General features: G+C 74.6%; 15 protein-coding genes and 2 pseudogenes. 9 read left to right on the forward strand and 8 right to left on the reverse strand.

What is annotated here, in order from left to right:
- Positions 1–55 precede the first annotated feature (55 nt).
- From O7606_RS16825 to O7606_RS16835, 3 genes are all read left to right on the forward strand, one after another.
- Entirely contained in the window at positions 56–259 is a 204-nt protein-coding gene (locus O7606_RS16825) for a hypothetical protein (protein ID WP_281594979.1), read from the forward strand.
- Positions 260–423: 164 nt separating this feature from the next.
- Positions 424–1,002: a hypothetical protein gene (locus O7606_RS16830; RefSeq protein WP_281594980.1), complete on the forward strand. Its 579-nt coding sequence runs from the start codon at positions 424–426 to the stop codon at positions 1,000–1,002.
- A gap of 113 nt (positions 1,003–1,115) precedes the next feature.
- On the forward strand, positions 1,116–2,234 hold the full coding sequence (locus O7606_RS16835) for a Vms1/Ankzf1 family peptidyl-tRNA hydrolase (RefSeq protein ID WP_281594981.1): 1,119 nt from the start codon (positions 1,116–1,118) through the stop codon (positions 2,232–2,234).
- A 485-nt stretch (positions 2,235–2,719) separates the two neighbouring features.
- On the opposite strand, the gene O7606_RS16840 is transcribed toward O7606_RS16835, so the two are convergent.
- The 7 genes and pseudogenes from O7606_RS16840 to ssd form a co-directional block, all read right to left on the reverse strand.
- Positions 2,720–3,106 (reverse strand): Rv3654c family TadE-like protein, encoded by a 387-nt coding sequence (locus O7606_RS16840; protein WP_281594982.1) that lies wholly within the window; start codon positions 3,104–3,106, stop codon positions 2,720–2,722.
- Between the two features lie 178 nt (positions 3,107–3,284).
- Positions 3,285–3,611: a TadE family type IV pilus minor pilin gene (locus O7606_RS16845; RefSeq protein ID WP_281594983.1), complete on the reverse strand. Its 327-nt coding sequence runs from the start codon at positions 3,609–3,611 to the stop codon at positions 3,285–3,287.
- Between the two features lie 281 nt (positions 3,612–3,892).
- Positions 3,893–4,048 (reverse strand): DUF4244 domain-containing protein, encoded by a 156-nt coding sequence (locus O7606_RS16850; RefSeq protein ID WP_281599722.1) that lies wholly within the window; start codon positions 4,046–4,048, stop codon positions 3,893–3,895.
- A gap of 37 nt (positions 4,049–4,085) precedes the next feature.
- On the reverse strand, positions 4,086–4,661 hold the full coding sequence (locus tag O7606_RS16855) for a type II secretion system F family protein (RefSeq protein ID WP_281599724.1): 576 nt from the start codon (positions 4,659–4,661) through the stop codon (positions 4,086–4,088).
- Between the two features lie 341 nt (positions 4,662–5,002).
- A pseudogene (locus tag O7606_RS16860) lies at positions 5,003–5,683 on the reverse strand (hypothetical protein); the annotation flags it as partial.
- A gap of 866 nt (positions 5,684–6,549) precedes the next feature.
- Entirely contained in the window at positions 6,550–7,824 is a 1,275-nt protein-coding gene (locus tag O7606_RS16865) for a TadA family conjugal transfer-associated ATPase (RefSeq protein ID WP_281594984.1), read from the reverse strand.
- Between the two features lie 43 nt (positions 7,825–7,867).
- On the reverse strand, positions 7,868–8,974 hold the full coding sequence (gene ssd / locus O7606_RS16870) for a septum site-determining protein Ssd (RefSeq protein WP_281594985.1): 1,107 nt from the start codon (positions 8,972–8,974) through the stop codon (positions 7,868–7,870).
- A 399-nt stretch (positions 8,975–9,373) separates the two neighbouring features.
- On the opposite strand from ssd, the gene O7606_RS16875 reads away from it, so the two are divergent.
- Positions 9,374–9,979 (forward strand): hypothetical protein, encoded by a 606-nt coding sequence (locus tag O7606_RS16875; RefSeq protein WP_281594986.1) that lies wholly within the window; start codon positions 9,374–9,376, stop codon positions 9,977–9,979.
- Positions 9,980–10,190: 211 nt separating this feature from the next.
- On the opposite strand, the gene O7606_RS16880 is transcribed toward O7606_RS16875, so the two are convergent.
- A complete protein-coding gene (locus tag O7606_RS16880) occupies positions 10,191–11,024 on the reverse strand; it encodes an alpha/beta hydrolase (protein WP_281594987.1) in 834 nt (277 codons plus the stop codon).
- A 74-nt stretch (positions 11,025–11,098) separates the two neighbouring features.
- Here O7606_RS16880 and O7606_RS16885 point away from each other — a divergent pair, with 74 nt between their 5' ends.
- The 5 genes and pseudogenes from O7606_RS16885 to O7606_RS16905 all read left to right on the forward strand — a co-directional run bounded on the left by O7606_RS16885 (position 11,099) and on the right by O7606_RS16905 (position 16,566).
- Positions 11,099–12,184, forward strand: coding sequence for a sigma-70 family RNA polymerase sigma factor (locus O7606_RS16885; RefSeq protein ID WP_281594988.1), 1,086 nt, complete (start codon positions 11,099–11,101; stop codon positions 12,182–12,184).
- 415 nt (positions 12,185–12,599) lie between these two features.
- Positions 12,600–13,403, forward strand: coding sequence for an HAD-IB family hydrolase (locus O7606_RS16890; RefSeq protein ID WP_281594989.1), 804 nt, complete (start codon positions 12,600–12,602; stop codon positions 13,401–13,403).
- A 282-nt stretch (positions 13,404–13,685) separates the two neighbouring features.
- The gene (locus O7606_RS16895) at positions 13,686–14,582 is read left to right on the forward strand and encodes a hypothetical protein (RefSeq protein ID WP_281599725.1); all 897 of its coding nucleotides are present in this window, start codon (positions 13,686–13,688) and stop codon (positions 14,580–14,582) included.
- Positions 14,579–16,039: pseudogene (locus tag O7606_RS16900) on the forward strand (methyltransferase). Before O7606_RS16895 ends, O7606_RS16900 begins: the two are co-directional and overlap by 4 nt.
- Positions 15,934–16,566 carry a TetR/AcrR family transcriptional regulator gene (locus O7606_RS16905; RefSeq protein WP_281594991.1) on the forward strand — a complete coding sequence of 211 codons (633 nt, stop codon included), beginning with the start codon at positions 15,934–15,936 and terminating at the stop codon, positions 16,564–16,566. Before O7606_RS16900 ends, O7606_RS16905 begins: the two are co-directional and overlap by 106 nt.
- The last annotated feature ends 29 nt before the right edge of the window (positions 16,567–16,595 follow it).

A 16,595-nucleotide genomic window follows, 5' to 3' on the forward strand; every position in this document is an offset into this window, starting at 1 on the left:
TCTGGGCATGCTGCCATGGGAGCGCTTCCATGCACACCTGTCCCGAGGAGGAGTCGTGGCCGACACCATCGCCGAGACCGTCGACCTGCTCTATACGATCGACCAGGAGAACCTCACCCGCGACCAGCAGATCGCTCTCGGCGCGGCGCTGGCCCAACTGGCCCAGGCCGAGCGGTTGGAGCAGATCAACGAACGCCTGCGCGGCATCCACCAGATCCTCAACACCTGGCTGCTCCGGCAGAACGTCGACGGCCGCTGAGTCGCCCCCGTGCCGCGACCGGCCCTGGTGACGGCGGCCCCCCGACGCACGCTGCCACCAGGCGCCCAGGCCGCAGCCCCCGCCCCGCCCTGCCCGACCCGGCCCGACGGGCGACGCCGGCGGACCTGTGCGAGAGTCGGGCACACCGAAGGGGAGGATGTCTCATGCAGCTCGACCAGCTCCAGGCCCAGCGACGGTTCCACGTCCGGCAGCGGATCAGGTTGATGGTGAACCAGTACGAGGTGCTCGCCGTCGCGCCGGACGGCTCCGAGGGGGAGCTGCTCGCCTTCGCCCAGCAGAAGCGGCTCGCCTTCAAGGAGCAGGTGACCATCTACACCGACGACAGCAAGCAGTACCCGCTGCTCGGCTTCAAGGCCCGCCAGCGCCTCGACATCGGCGCCACGTACGACGTGACGGACCAGGCCGGGAACCCGGTCGGGCTGTTCCGCAAGGACTTCGCCCAGTCGCTGCTGCGCTCGACCTGGCACGTCGAGCAGCCCGGCCTGCCGCCGGTGACCGGCCAGGAGCGCAGCATGCCGGTGGCGGTGCTCCGCCGGTTCGTCGACTCGCTGTCCTGGCTGCCGTACCACTTCGACTTCGTCGCCGGCGGACAGCCGGTCTTCTCGGTGGTCAAGCAGTGGGGCCTGCGGGACCGCTACACCGTCGACGTGACCCACCCACAGATCGACCGCCGCCTGGTGATCGCGATGGCGATCGGACTGGACGCGCTCCAGGGCCGCTGAGCCGCTTGACCCGCGTGGGTCCGGTCACCGGGCCACGCGGGTTCGGTGACGGCTGAGGGGGTACGGCACCAGGGGTGAGCCGGCAGGACACCGACCGACCCCCTGGAGGAGTCATGACGTCACCGACCGCCGTCCGACGACCGCCGCCCATCGCCGAGCCGGGCGCGCACCTGTTCCGGACCGGCGGCCCGACGGTCTCGGTCTACCTGAACACCGAGGGCACGGCGCCCAACGCCGCCCAACAGGTGGAGCAGCGCTGGCGGACGATGCGCCGCCAACTCACCGACGACGGCGCCCCCGAAGCGGCGCTGGCCGCCGTTGACCCGCTGACCGTCGGCGCGCACACCAACGGCCGCACGCTGGCCGCGATCGCCGACGCCGACGGGCTGCTCTACCAGGCGCACCTCCCCGAGCCACCGGAGCGCGACCAGGGCACGGTGGCGGCGCTGCCGTGCCTCGCGCCGCTCGTCGCCGCCACCGGGAAACTCGTCCCGTACGTGGTGGTGGCCACCGACCGGCTCGGAGCGGACCTGCTGGTGGTGTTGCCGCACGAGCCGGACCGGCACGCTCAGGTCGAGGGGGACGACCTGCACGTGACCCGGTCCGCGCCGGGCGGCTGGTCACAGCGACGTTTCCAGCAGCGCGCCGAGAACCGGTGGGAATCCAACGCGGGCGAGGTCGCCGACAAGCTGACCCGCCTCGTCGACCGGTACGATCCGCGGCTCGTCGTGGTCAGCGGCGACGTCCGGGCCGTACAGTTCCTGCGCGACCAGGTGCCGGACCGGGTGCGCGGGCTGCTGTCCGAGGTGTCGGGCGAGCACAGCAGCCCGGAGGCGGTGCTGCGCCACGCCGACCAGGTGGTGGAGGCGCACGTCGACGCCGAGCGGGCCACCGTGCTCGCCGACTACGAACGGGAACTCGGCCAGAACGACCGGGCCACCGAAGGCGCCGCCGACACCCTGGCCGCGCTCAACCGGGGCCAGGTGGACACCCTGCTGCTCGACCCGAGCCGGGTCGGCGACACCCACGCCTGGTACGGCCCCGGCCCCGCCGAGGTCGCCGACTCCGGAACGGCCCTGCGGACCGCCGGAGTGGCCGGACCACGACGGGGCCCTCTGGTCGACGTGGCGATCCGCGCCGCGTTGGCCACCGACGCCGCCGTACGGGTGGTGCCGGCCGGCACCGGCCAGGTCGCGCGCACCGGCATCGGCGCCCTGCTCCGCTACGCCTGACCGACAGCCGACCCCCGCCCGCAGTCCGCCGACCGCAGTCCGCCGACCGCAGTCCGCCGACCGCAGTCCGCAGTCCGCCGACAGCCGACGCCCGACCGCCGACCGGAGTCCGGACAGCGTTGCCGCAGATGGTCGGGCGCTGGTCGACACGCAGCGGCTGCCGCCGGCCGGATGCCGGCCTGAGCGCGCAGCGGATGCCGCCGGCCAGACGCGCAGCGGAACCCGCCGGCCAGACGCCGGCCCGGGCGCGCAGCGGATGCCGCCGGCGGTCGGGCGCGCAGCGGATGCCGCCGACGGTCGGGCGCAGGTCAGGGCTGGTTGCGGTCCGGGTAGTTCCCGGGGACAGAGTCAGATGAGCGGAGCCTGTCGAGCTGCCCCAGATCCGGGGCAGCTCGACAGCTTCCACTGGCTCAGTGCCCCACCTGGCCAACCCACCACCGCGTCAGCACTCACCTGGCCGGCCGCCACCCAGCCCGCACCAGAGGTCAGCCGCGTACCGGGCCGGCACGGGATGTGGCGGTGGCCTGACGCGGCAGGCCGGGCACGAGGTCGACTGTCACCTCCGCGGTGGCCAGCAGGTCCAACCCGTCCAGACGGCACCCGATCAACCTGGCGTCGTTGGCCGTGGCGAGGTCGGACGCTCGGCGGCACGCGAACTCCTCGCCGCGAAGGCTGACCGACGCGCCGGCCAGGGCGGCGAAGTCCGCCGCCACCCGGGCCTGCTGCCGGGCGACACGGGCCGCGCCGACCGCCGCCCCGAACAGGCCACCCAGCACGAACACCAGCCCGAGCGCGAGCAGCAGCACACTCGCTCCACCCTGGTCCGGGCCGTGCTCCGCCCTGCTGAACGCCGCGCCTCCTCCTTCCTCCACGCCATCACCTTCCGTTTCTCGCTTCCTCCACGCCGCCACCTGTCACCTCCTCCACGTCATCACTTCTCCGGCACACTCACCTGCCGGTCACACCTGAGCCTCGGATCTTGGACAGTTTCCGTCGTATACCGACGGAAACTGTCCAAGATCCGTGTTGACTCAGCGCCGGGGCAGGGGGTCACGGGTGCGGTGGGAGGGGGAACGGGTAGCCGGGCTCCACTGCGGCGACCGCCGTGGCGGTCACCGTGATCCGGGGCAGGTTCGCGCCCAGCGTCCGTACGGGTGCCCGTACGGTCACGGTGACCTGGTCGTCGTCGAGGCGCACCGCCACGTCGGCCTCCTCCGGTGCAACCCGGGCTCCCGCCGGCGCCCCATTGCCGCCCCGGGAGGCGGCCAGCGCCGCCTCCCGGGCTGCGTCCAGACAGGCGGCCTTCGTGCTCACGGCGTCCACCGCGGTCAACCCGGCCAGGAGCAGCAGCATCAGCGCCGGCAGACCGGTCGCCAACTCGGCCGTGAACGATCCCCGGTCACCGGCGAGCGCCCTGGCCGCTCGACATCCGCCCCGCGGGTGGCGGGCCGAACGGCTATCGATCACTCGATGATCAGCAGGCCGGTGGTCAACCCGCCGTCGGTCGGCGGCCGGGTCGTCAGCCGGCCGGTAATCAGCCGGTGAGCGCCCGGGGACCGAGTCCAAGACCGGCCGGTGATCAGCCGGTGAACGCCCGGCAGCCGGGCCGAAGGCCGGCCGGTGATCAGCCGGTTGGCGATCGGGCGGCCGGCGCAGGCTCACTTGAGCGCCCGGTCGATCACCGCGGTCAAGGCGTTCTGCACGGTCTCGCTGGTCAGCACCTTCAGCAGCAGGCCCGCGAAGGCGACGGCGGCGAGCGTGCCGACGGCGTACTCAGCGGTGTTCATCCCGGCGTCCCCACGCAGGCGGGCCATCAGTTTGCGCACGTTACGGTCCTTTCTCGAACGGTTGTCAGAGCACGTCGCCGAGGACGGCGACGATCACCGGCACCAGGCCGGCGAGAATGAAGGCCGGCAGGAAGCAGAGCCCCAGCGGCAGCACGATCAGGACGCCTGCCCGGCGGGCCGACGCTTCGGCGGCGGTGACCCGATCGGCACGCAGGTCGTCGGCGAGACGGGTGAGGGCCCCGGCGAGCGCCGCGCCGCTCTCGGCCGACCGGACGGCAGCGGTGACCAGCCGTTCCGCTCCCGGCACGGAAGCGAGGTGTGCCCACGCCTCGTCCGGTCCCCCGCCGAGCCGGAGGGTCCGGCCGACCCGTCCGAGCCGATCGGTGAGCGGCCCGCCGATCGTCTCGGCCACCGCGGCCACCGCCCGGTCGACGGGCGCGCCGGCCCGTAGCGCCGCGGCGAGAAGATCCGCCGCGAGCGGCAGATCAGCGGCCTCGGCACGACGTCGCTCGCGGACGGCCGGTGACTCGATCCGTCGGAGCAGCCGGTCCGCACCGCCGGCCGCCAGCAGGCCGCCGGCGAGCCCGGACCAACCGCCGACGGCCACAGCGACCGCGATGCCGACCAGCGCGGCGGTCAGCCGGACGAGGTCGGGTCGTCGCCAGCCACTCGCCGCCCCGGCCGCAACGACGCCGACGAGCCGGCCAAACGACGGGCGATGGGCGACAAACTGGCGGATCGACGGGCGATGGGCGACAAGCCGGCGGATCGACGGGCGATGGGCGACGAGCCGGCCGATTGACGGGTGACGGGTGACGGGCCGGCCGAACGACGGGCGGTCGATCAAAGGCTGGTCGCGCAGTGGGCGGTTGGTCTCGAACTGTTCGGACGGCGGGTGCTGGGTGGAAAGCCGGTCGGACCGAGGGTGGTTGGTGGAAGAAACGCGGTCCGGCAGCGGACGGTTGGTGGGGCGCCTGGACATCAGCGGGCTCCACCGGGCGCGGCCCCGAGCCGCTCGGCCCAGAGCAGCCCGACGGTCTGGAGCACGGTGGCGCCCACCGCGCAGGCAGCGCCGACCGGAGTGTGCAGCAGCACCGCCACCGGGTCGACGCCGACGGCGTACCCGAGGGCGACGCCACCGAGCGGCAGGGCGGCCAGCAGCCAGGCGGTGGCCCGGGCACCGGCCGCCTGGGCGGCCGCGGCAGCCAACCCCCGGTCCATCGCCCGCAGGTCGGCCTCGATCCGGTCGATCAGCTCGGCGAGGGGCGCCCCGGTGCGGTCGGCGAGACGGGCGGCGGCCCGGGTCAGTCGGTCGACCCGGTCCAGACCGGCAGGTCGAGCGTCCCCCCACCGGGTTTCCCGAACACCCGGCCCGTTGCCCCCGTCCGCCGCGCTGAACGGCTGGGGTGAGCCGCTGTCGTGGGCGAGGGCCACCGGTACCGGCAGCCCGGCCCGCAGGTCGGCCGCGAGCGCGCCGAGTTGGTCCAGGCTGCGGCGGCGGAGCCGATCCGCCAGCGCGGTCCTCCGGCGGCGCAGCAGGGCGCGGACCCCGAGCGCGGCGTACGCGGCGGCCACCAGGGCGGCGACCGGCCCGGCGAGCACGCCGGCGACGATCGCCCCGACGCCGGACGCCAGCACGACGCTGCTCATCGGCGACGCCGCCCAGCGCCGGCCGCCGTGTCCACCGTGCCCCGGTCGGTCATCGCCCCGCCTGTCGCCCGAAGCCGCCCGCCGGTTGAGGCGAGCGTCCGACACCGCCCGCCGGTCGGAGCGAGCCTCGGACACCGCCCGCCGGTCGGAGCGAGCCTCGGACACCGCCCGCCGGTCGGAGCGAGCGTCCGACACCGCCCGCTGGCCAGAATGGCCGGCAGGTACCGCCGGGTAGGCAGGGTGACCGTCAGCAGACGTCCGCCGGTCGGGGTGGCCATCGGGAAGCGTCCGGTGGCCGGGGTGACCGGCAGGAACCGTCGGCCGGTCGCCGTTGGCCGGCGCTGTCCGGTGGTCACGACGCCCGGCGGCGGGAGCCGCGCCACGGCTTCCGGCTGCCGGTACCCCGCCCGCAGCGGCACCGGCTGGGCTATCCGGTGCCGTCGCTGACCTGGCCAGAGACGCCGGGGCGGAACCGCCCTCGTCGGTTTGGTCAGCGCCGAAGGCGCTTCCGTCCGGTCGGGACGCGTCATGACGGCTGGGTGGGCCGGAGGGTGCGGGGCGACCGGTAACCCGGATCGGCCTCCCTCCCCGACCGCCGGAAAGGTGCCGAACGCTGGTGGCGCGATCCGCGACGCCAGCGGCACCGCCCCATTCAGCCTCCGGATCCCGGGCGGCAAGCCGCCAGGTCACGCGACGACCGTCGGTGGAAAGGTGGGTCGGGAAACGGGCATCGGTGGGACCGTGGGCAGGGGAATCGTCGGTGGGCGATCGGGTGGCCGGGAACAGGGCTCGGTGACGGGACCGGACCCGGGCCGTCGGCCAACCGATGACGGCCACGGCGGCCAGCACCAGCAGCAGCACCGGCCAGGCGGTGGCGGTCACGACGCCGTCCGGGGTGAGGGGGACACGCCGACGTGACGCTCCGGGACCGGGGCGAACGGCTGCGACAGAATCGGCGGCAGCCGCTCACCGCGCTGTTCGATCAGCGTGCCGAGCGTCCGGGCGGCCAGCCCGAGACCGCGCCCGCGCAGCCAGACCGGCACGACGGTGACCAGACGGTCCGCGTCCGGCAGCAGGAGGGAGACCGACTCCAGGACCCGGCCGCCTCGGCCCCGCCGCATCTGGAGCACCACCTGGAGAGCGGCGGCCACCTGGGCGTGCAGAGCGGCCCGGGGCAGGCCGCCGAGCAGGCCCAACGCCTCCAACCGGGCGGGCACGTCGGACGGGGCGTTGGCGTGCAGGGTGCCGGCGCCACCGTCGTGGCCGGTGTTCAGGGCGGCGAGCAGATCCACGATCTCCCCGCCCCGGCACTCCCCGACCACCAGCCGGTCCGGTCGCATCCGCAGCGCCTGCCGGACCAGGTCACTCAGACCGACCGCGCCCGATCCCTCGACGTTGGAGGTGCGGGCCTGTAATCCGACCACGTGCGGATGCACCGGGCGCAGCTCGGCGGCGTCCTCGACCAGCACGATCCGCTCGGTGGCGGGCACCAGCCCGAGCAGCGTGTTGAGCAGGGTGGTCTTGCCCGACCCCGTGCCACCGGTGACGAGGTAGGCCAGTCGGGCGGCGACCACGGCGGCCAGCAGCGACGCCACCGGCCCGGGCACGGTGCCGTCCTCGACCAGCTCGTCGAGGGTGAACGGACGCTGCCGGAAGGTCCGCAGCGACAGGTAGGGCCCGCTGGTCGCCACCGGCGGCAGTACGGCGTGCAGCCGGGTGCCGTCGGCGAGCCGGGCGTCCACGTACGGGGACGCGTCGTCGAGCCGCCGGCCGGCGCCGGACGCGAGCCGTTGCGCCAGCCGGCGTACGTCGTCGACGGTGCCGACCGGGACGGCGACCTGCCGCAGGCCGTCGCCCCGGTCGACCCAGACCCGGGTGCCGTTCACGAGCACGTCGGTGACCTGCGGATCGGCCAGGAGCGGGCCGAGCGGCCCGGCGCCGACCAGGTCGTCGTGCACCCGACCGGCCATTCGGAGCACCACCGTGTCGCCGAGCACGGCGGCGGTGGGCTCGGCGCGTACCGCCGCCACGACGGCCGCGGGGGTGACCGGGGTGGCCTCGGCCGCGAAGCGCTGCCGGACCCGGGCGGAGAGTTCGGGCACCGCGTCGGGGAGACGGCCAGCCGGCGGCCGGCCGGCGGGTGGCGTGGTCATGCGGCGTCTCCCTCGGCCCAGCGACGACCGGTGGACGAGGTGGTCATGCGGCGTCCCCTTCGGCGTGGCGGCGGCCGGTCAGGTCGGCGACGATGCGTTGGCAGAGCGCGGCGAGCGGGCCGCGGCCCGCCGCTGCCGGGGCTTCGCCGCGTTCCAGGCCGCGGGGGATGGCCGACTCGGGGCGGAGCGTGCCGGCCAGCGGCAGCCCGAGCGAACGGGCCACCTCGGTGGCCTTGAGCCGACCGGGGGCGGGGCCACGGACGACGACCGACAGGGTGGCGCAGTGCGGCGCGGCGGCGGCGACCACCCGGGTCGCGGCGGCGGTGGCCCGCAGCTCGGCCGGAACGATCACGAATGCCTGGTCGGCGGCCTGCAGCGCGATCACGGCCGCGTCGTCGAGTTGTCGGGGCAGGTCCACGACGACCAGGTCGCGGCCCCGGCGGGCGGCGTCGAGGGTGGCGGCCATCGCCGGGGCCGGCAACGGCAGCAGGTCACCCCGGTCCCAGGAGAGGACGACCAGGTCACCCCGGTTGGGCAGCGCCTGCACCAGGGCGGGCGGATCGACGCGCCCGTCGGCGTCGGTGAGCGCCGGCCAGCGCAGCCCGGCCAACTGCTCCCAGCCGAGCACCAGGTCGAGGCCGCCGCCGAGCGGGTCGGCGTCGACCAGCAGGGTACGCAGTCGGGCCCGGGCCGCGGTGACCGCCAGTCCACCGGCGAAGACGCTGGCCCCGGCGCCGCCCCGGCCGCCGAGCACCGCGACCACCCGACCGGCGTTCGTGGTGTGGGGTGGCACGGACTCAGCGAACTGGTCGACGATCCACGGCTCGGCGGCCGGCAACATGGCGACGTGCTCCGCGCCGATCAGCTCCGCGACCTCCCAGCCCGGGTCGCCCGCGCCCGAGCGGCCCACCAGCACCAGCCGCGACCTGCGCGGTAGTCGGGCGCGTAGGCAGCCCTGCGCCTGGTCACCGCCGACCAGCACGAGCGGGGCCGGTGTCCAGCGGGATCGCGCTGCCGCCGGGTCGGCGGCCACCTCGACCTCGGCGCCACCGGCGGCGGCGAGCCGGAGCAGGTCGTCGAGCAGGTCGTCGTCCGAGGTGACGATCAGCGGCAGTCTTCGACGCGGCCGGACGGCGGTACGGGGTGGCATCGCGGCCTCCAACGGTCGGGCTCGGGGGTGCTGGAGGACGACAGTGCTCCGCCGACCGCCCGATCCGCTGCCCGTTGACCCGCGCCTGTGGACAACTCGACCCCCTGTGGACAACGCCCTTTCTCACAGTGGATCTGCTATGTGGAGAGTTGCCGGAAAAGCCGTCGGCGCAGCTTCCGGCCGTGATCACCGCGCGCCGGACTAGTGGACCCCATTGACGCCGGGGAACGTCCGTTACGGATAATCGGGCCTCGTGCCGCCTTTCGGCGGCGAGCGGCAGCATCCGGAACGGAGATCGGGACGTCGATGGCTGGTGCCAGGGAATCCGCGCTTTCCGGGCAGTCCTCGCCCACGGAAGAAGAGGCGCGGCCGGGGAGCCGCCTGGCAGGCCGTTGGCGGGTGCTGCTGGTCGCGCTCGTGGTCGGCGTGCTGACCACCACGCTGGGCTGGGCGTTCGCCTCCGCGGTCGACGAACGCGCGCCCCATGCCGTGACGGAGCCGCCGCTGCCGGCCGTACCGTTGCCGACCCTCGACCGGGGGACGCCCAGCGTGTCGGTCCGGACGGGCCGGCCGAGCCCGTCCGCGACGACCCGGTCCCCCTCGCCGACCGCCTCCCCGTCGCCGACCGGGAAGGCGACCCGGTCGGCATCCCCGGCCGCGCCGTCCCCGTCGGCGACGAGCCGTCCCCCGTCCGGCCCGTCGCCGGACGGGGTCCCGGGCCTGCCGGAGCTGACCGCGCTGCCGGCCAGCCGCGAGCGGGATCTCGAAGCGGAGAACGGTGGACCGGCGACCAGTGTCGAGTTCGTCAACCGGCGCGACGAGCAGGTGACCGTCTACTGGCTGAACCACTGGGGGCACCGGGTCCGTCTCGAACGGCTGGACCCGGGCGAGTCGCACCGGCAGTCCACGTACGTCGGCCACCCCTGGGTGGTCACCGACCGGCACGGCACTGCGCTGGCCGTGTTCCAGCCGATCGCCGAGCCGGCCCGCGCGACCGTCCGCTGACCTGCGCCGACACCGTCATCGACACCACCACGACGCGTCCGACCGGCGGGCCGAGGCCCACCCGGACGCGCGGAAGACCGGCAGGCCGCCGCCGCATCGCGCGGGCCGGCGCGTCGGCCGCGTCGACCGGCGGCGCGAACCACCAGCGGCGCGAACCGCCGGACGATCTCGTCCAGCTCGGCGGGCCCGGCCGGCGACCGGGCGGGCCCGGTCAGTCGGCCGCCAGCACCGCGCGCAGCCGGACGGCGAAGCGCCCCGGACCGTCGACGAAACCGATGTGGCCACCAGGGAAAATCGTCGGCGGGACGCCCAGCTCGGCGGCGAGCGCCCGACTGGCCCGATCGCAGAGCTGACCGCCCGACTCCGCGCCGATGCCGACCACGATCCGCGTGGGCGAGGCGCGCAGCGCAGCCACGTCGGGCTGCCATCGGGTGGTCGGGATCAGCATGTGCGCGTACTGGAAATGCTCGTCGGCGCGCGACTGCGGGTCGCGCGCGCCGCCGAACATGGCCTGGACCACCTCCTCGGGCAACTGGATGTTCGCGATGTCGAGGAACTTCCGGCCCGCGCCCAACGGATCGCCGGCCAGGTAGGTGGCGACCATGTCCTCGGTACGCTCCCGGAGCTGCTCCCGGTCGGGCAGCAGCTCGTCGAGCGGAGGCTCGTGGGCGATCACCGTACGCACCTGCTCCGGGTGCGCCTGGGCGAGCGCCAACGCGCTGACCGCGCCGCCGCTGGAGCCGAGCACCACCGCCGGGCCGGCGTCCAGGTGGGCCAGCAGCCGGGACAGGTCGTCGGCGCGCAGCTCCGGGGTCGAGTCCCGGTCCGGGTCGTCGACCGGGCTGCGGTTGATGCCCCGGGGATCGGTGGTCAGCACGGTGTGGTCGGCGGCGAGCAGGTCCGCCAGCGGCGCGAACGCGTCGGCGTCCATCGGCGCGCCGACCAGCGCCACGAGCGGCCCGGACCCGCGTACCTCGAAGTGCAGACGGGCGTCGGGCACCCGCAGGCTGCCGACGGTGGGGGAAACGGTCGGTACGGCTCTCATCAGGCTCTCCTTATCAGGTCATGGGTGGTCTCGGTCGAAGGAGAGACTCCGCGCGTCGGGCAGAATCGTCGCTCATGGGGGAGAAACTTTCGGCGGGTGCGGGGCAGCCGGGGGCCGAGGCCGCCGTGCTGGCCCGGGCGCGGGCCGGCGACGACGACGCGTTCGACCAGCTCGTCGCGCCGCTGCGTAGGGAGCTGCACGCGCACTGTTACCGGATGCTCGGCTCCACCCATGACGCCGACGACGCCCTCCAGGACGCCCTGCTGCGGGCCTGGCGCGGGCTTGCCGGGTTCGCCGGGCGCAGCTCACTGCGTTCGTGGCTCTACACGGTGGCCACCCGCGTCTGCCTGGACGCGGTCGCCGCCCGGGGGCGCCGGGCGCTGCCGGTGGATCTCGGGCCGGCCAGCGACCGGGCGGTCGTCGGTGACCTGCCGCTGAGCGAGGTCGCCTGGCTGGGGCCGTACCCGGATCAGGGTCTCGCCGGCGGGCCGGCGCGCCCGGACGCCCGCCTGGAGCAGCGCGAGGCCGTCGAGCTCGCGTTCGTCGCCGCCCTCCAGCATCTGCCCGGCAACCAGCGGGCGGCGTTGCTGCTCGTGGAGGTGCTCGGCTTCTCGGTGACCGAGATCGCCGCCATGATGAAGACCTCGACCACTGCGGTGAGCTCCGCGCTGGCCCGGGCCCGCCGGATCGTCGCGGACCGCGCCGACCCCACGAGCCAGCAGCGTACGCTCCGCAAGCTCGGCGACACGCGACTACGGAAGATCGTCTCCGGGTACGCTGCCGCGCTGGAGAACGCCGACGCCGACGCCCTGGTGGCGTTGTTGACCGAGGATGTCACCTGGTCCATGCCGCCGCTGCCACGGTGGTACCACGGCGTGGACGCGGTGGCGGACTTCGTCCGGCAGGTGCCGATGAGCCGGTGCGGGCAGTGGCGGCACCTGCCCGTCCAGGCGAACGGCCAGCCGGCTGTCGCCGGGTACCGGCGCACCGCCGACGACGCGTCGTACCTGCCGTGGTCGATCAACGTGTTCACCCTGCGCGACGACCGGATCGCCGAGATCACCTCGTTCATCGACCACCGGTACGCCCTCTTCGCCCGCTTCGACCTACCTGCCTCCCTCCCCGTCCCCGGACAGGATCGCGCTACTGCCGGGCAGTAGCGCCCTCGACCCGCCCCGAGGCAACTACAGCCCGGAAGTAGCGTGACCTTGGGGCTGGGCGGTCGCGGTGTTCAGGGGTGTGGCCCGGGAAAGGGACGACCCCCGTCGGGGGGAGACGGGGGTCGTCGGGGAGTTCGGCTCCGGGGGGGATTGAGCCGAACTCACTCAGCGGTCACGGGGGGTGCAACCGCCGAGGGCTCCGGTGCAGATATGAAAAGTCGTCGTAGTTACCAGCATGCCGTAGCAGACCTGCTCACGTCGAGTGGCGTAACCTCCACTCCCTGCGAAATTCTGCCCCCAAGGTGTGACCGTAGTCACGTTGACCGTGGGTCGTGGGGGCCCGCCCGCAGGTGAGTGGGGGCTTCCGCCCCCGGGCACCCGCCGACCCTAGACCATCGGGCTAGACTTTCGCGCCGTGGGCCGAGGTGCCGCTTTTTTTGATCTGGACAAGACCGTCATCGCCAAGTCGAGCGCGCTGGCCTTCGGCCGGCCGTTCTACCGGGACGGTCTGATCACCCGACGCGACGTCGTCAAGTCCGCGTACGCGCAACTGATGTTCCGGTTGGGCGGCACGGACGAGCAGACCATGGCCCGCACCCGCGACTACCTGGCCGCGCTCTGCAAGGGCTGGCAGGTGGAGCAGGTCCGCCAGATCGTCGCCGAGACCCTCCACGAGCTGATCAACCCCTACGTGTACGCCGAGGCCGCGGCCCTGATCGAGGAGCACCAGGCGGCCGGCCGGGACGTGGTGCTGGTCTCCGCCTCCGGTGAGGAGATGGTCCGGCCGATCGGCGAGCTGCTGGGCATCACCGACGTGATCGCCACCCGGATGACCGTGGAGAACGGCCGGTACAGCGGCGAGGTGGAGTTCTACGCGGCCGGGCCGAGCAAGGCCGAGGCGGTCGGCGAGCTGGCCGCCGCCCGCGGCTACGACCTGGCCGAGTCGTACGCGTACTCCGATTCGTACAGTGACCGGCCGTTGCTGGAGTGTGTGGGTCATCCCTCGGTGGTGAACCCGGACCGGCAGCTCCGCAAGCTGGCCAGCGAGAACTCCTGGCCGGTGCTGGAGTTCCGGCACCCGGTCCCGCTGGGTCGCCGGTGGCGGGAGCGGCCGGCCGTTCCGGTGGCCGCCGCCGCGCTCGGCGTCGGCGTCGGGGTCGCCATCGGCATCGCCTGGTACGGCCGGCACCGGCGGGGCCGGATCACCCCGGTCGCCTGACCCGCGCCGCCGCCCCAGCGCCACCCTTCCCCCGCCGCTCCCTTCCAGCCACACCCTTCCCGCGGCGCCCCAGCGCCACGCCCTTCCCGCCCCACACCACCTTCCAGCCGCACCCTTTCCGCGGCGCTTCATTTCGCGCCGCTCCCGTTTCGGGTCTCGGAGCCCGGCACGGCACCCGCCGTGCCGGGCTCCGTCGTGTCCGGAGCCATCCGCCACCCCTCTTGAGCGATCGCTCAAATGGCTTTAAGCTCGCCTTGAGCGATCGCTCAAACGGGGAGGTAGATCATGACGGAGCCGACCGAGCCGCCCCGGCGGACCAGCGCGAACTGGATCTTCGCCGGGCTGATCGGCCTCTTCGGGCTGGTGGTCTTCCTGGTCGCCGTACGGGACGGGCGGGCCGACAGCGCGCTGCTCTTCGTGGCGCTGCCGGTGCTGCTGGCCGCGGCCCTGGCGCTGTCACCGGGGCGCACCCCGCACGGGCAGGTCTTCGTCGTCACCACCATCGCCCTGCTGTTGGCGGCGGTGGCCCTGCACGAGGGCGCGGTCTGCGTCGTGCTTGCCGCGCCCCTGGTCTACCTGGTGGCCCACGGCACGCTGGCCCTGCTCAACTGGTCGCGCCGCTCGTCGCGGAGCTATTCCCTGGTCGTCGTGCCGCTGCTGCTCCTGCCGGGCCTGGAGGGCAGCGGGGTCGGGCCGAGGATCGCCCCGGAGCAGTCGGTCCAGGTGGCCCGGGTGGTCGCGCTCCCCGTCGACGTGGTGGCCGACTGTCTGGCCGCCGGTCCCCGCCCCGTCCCGGTCCGCTCCCCGGCGCTGCGGCTGCTGGGCGTACCGCTGCCGACGCACGTCACCGGCGGCGGGCTCACCCCCGGCTCACGGTGGACGTTCGACTACCACGGCAGCGCGCACGGGCCGGGCGGCCACCTCGTCGCCGAGGTCACCGCCAGCGAGCCCGGCCGGTTGACCTTCCGTTTCGTCGAGGACACCGCCATCACCGGCCGCTGGTTCACCTGGCAGCGGGCCGATTTGCGCTGGTGGTCGGTCGACGCCGGCCACACCCGGGTCCTGCTCACCGTCGACTACCGGCGGGGCCTCGACCCGTCCTGGTACTTCGGGCCGCTCCAGGATGCGCTGCTGCGCCAGGGCGGCGGGCACCTGCTGGACATGCTGGCGCTGCGGTGACCGTCCTCCGGTACCTCGCCCTCGGGTTGCCCCTGCTGGCGGTGCTGACGGCGGCCCGCTGGGAGCGGGACCGCGACGCCCGGGCGGCGGCGCTGCTGGCCTTCGTGGCCGCCGCCGTCGGGGTGGCCGCCCTGCACGAGGTGGCCCGGTCCACCGGCTGGCACACGTTCGCCCCGGTCGACGGGGCGTACCGGGGTCTGCCGGTGGACCTGTGGATCGGCTGGGCGGCGCTGTGGGGACCGCTGCCGGTGCTGCTGCGCCGGGTCCTGCCGCTGCCGGTCGCGCTGGGCCTGCTCGGCTGGCTGGACGTGGTCACCATGCCGGCCCTGGCCCCGCTGCTGCGCCTCGGGCCGGACTGGCTGACCGGCGAGCTCGTCGGGCTGCTCACCGTGGCGCTGCCGGCCCAGTTGCTCGGCCGGTGGAGCGCCGACCGGCGACGCCTGCGGGCCCGGGTCCTGCTCCAGATCGGCCTGTTCGGCGTTCTGCTGCTCTGGTTCCTGCCGATGGTGGCCCTCACCCTCGGCGACGGCTCCTGGCCGCCCCTGGGCGATCTGACGGCGTCCGGCACGCTGTTCGTCGCGCAGGTGGCCCTGCTGCTCGCCGCCCCGGCCCTCGCGGCGGTACGCGAGTTCGCCGTCCGGGGCGGCGGGACGCCGTACCCGTGGGATCCGCCGCAGCGTCTGGTCACCACCGGCCCGTACGCCTACCTGGCCAACCCCATGCAGGTCGGCGCGGTGACCCTGCTCCTGCTCGCCGCCCTGGTCACCGGCAGTTTCGCCCTGGCCTGCGGCGCGGCGCTCGCGGTGGCGTTCAGCGCCGCGGTCGCCGGCCCGCACGAGGACCACGACCTGACCCAGCGGTACGGACGAAGCTGGCGGGACCACCGCCTCCGGGTGCGCCCCTGGTGGCCCCGCTGGCGGCCGTACCTCCCCGGTGAGCCGGCGGTGCTGTGGCTGGACGACGACTGCGGGCCGTGCGCGGCGGTCCGTCGGTTCCTGGAACGGCGCGGACCGGTGGGCCTCACGATCGCGCCCGCCGCACGCCACCCCGGCGGGGTGCTGTGGCGGGCCGGGTACGCGGGCGGCGACGGCCACCCGGAACGGGGGGTGGCCGCCGTCGCCCGTGCCCTGGAACACGTGCACCTCGGCTGGGCCTGGGTGGGGTGGCTGCTGCGGCTGCCCGGGATCACCTGGCTGGCGCAGGTGGTGACCGATGCGATGATCGCCCCACCGCACCCGGCCCACCCGGCGGAGGCGGCGCGCCCGGCGGAGGCGGCGCGCCCGGCGGAGGCGGCGGGACCGGTGCGATGATCGCCGCGCCGGCGGCATCCGGCGCGACCGCGAGGAGAGCGATGTCCGACACCAAGCAGCGGCTCCTCGACGGGGCGCTGGCGGCGATCCGCCAGCACGGCATCGCCGGAGTCTCGGCGCGGACCATCGCCGCCGCCGCCGGGGTGAACCAGGCCCTGGTGTTCTATCACTTCGGCAGCGTGGACGACCTCCTCGCAGCGGCCTGCCGGGCCGGCACCGCGGAACGGGTCGCGGCCTGGTCGCCGCGCCTGGCCGAGGTACGCAGTCTGCGCGGGCTGCTGGAGGTCGGGCGGGCCCTGCACGCCGAGGAACGGGTGTCGGGCAACGTCTCCTTCCTGGCGCAGATGCTGGCCGGGGCGCAGGCCGACGAACGGCTCGGGCCGCCGACCGCCGGCGCGCTCCAGCTCTGGGTGGACGAGATCGAGGCCGTCCTGCGTCGGCTGTTGAGCGGCTCACCGTTCGCCGAGATCGCCGACATCCCGGGGCTGGCCCGGGCCGTGTCGGCGGCGTTCATCGGGCTGGAGCTCTACGACGGGGTGGACGCCGCCGGGGCGGACCAGGCGATGGCCGCGCTCGACCAGCTCGGCGTGCTCATCGAGATCGTGGACGAGCTCGGCCCGGTCACCCGCCAGCTCCTCCAGCGCAAGATCACCCGAGCCAGCCGCCGCCCCTGACCCACTCCGCTTCCCGGTTCCGCGAGCGA

The organism is Micromonospora sp. WMMD882 (assembly GCF_027497255.1).
Classification (GTDB): Bacteria; Actinomycetota; Actinomycetes; order Mycobacteriales; family Micromonosporaceae; genus Micromonospora.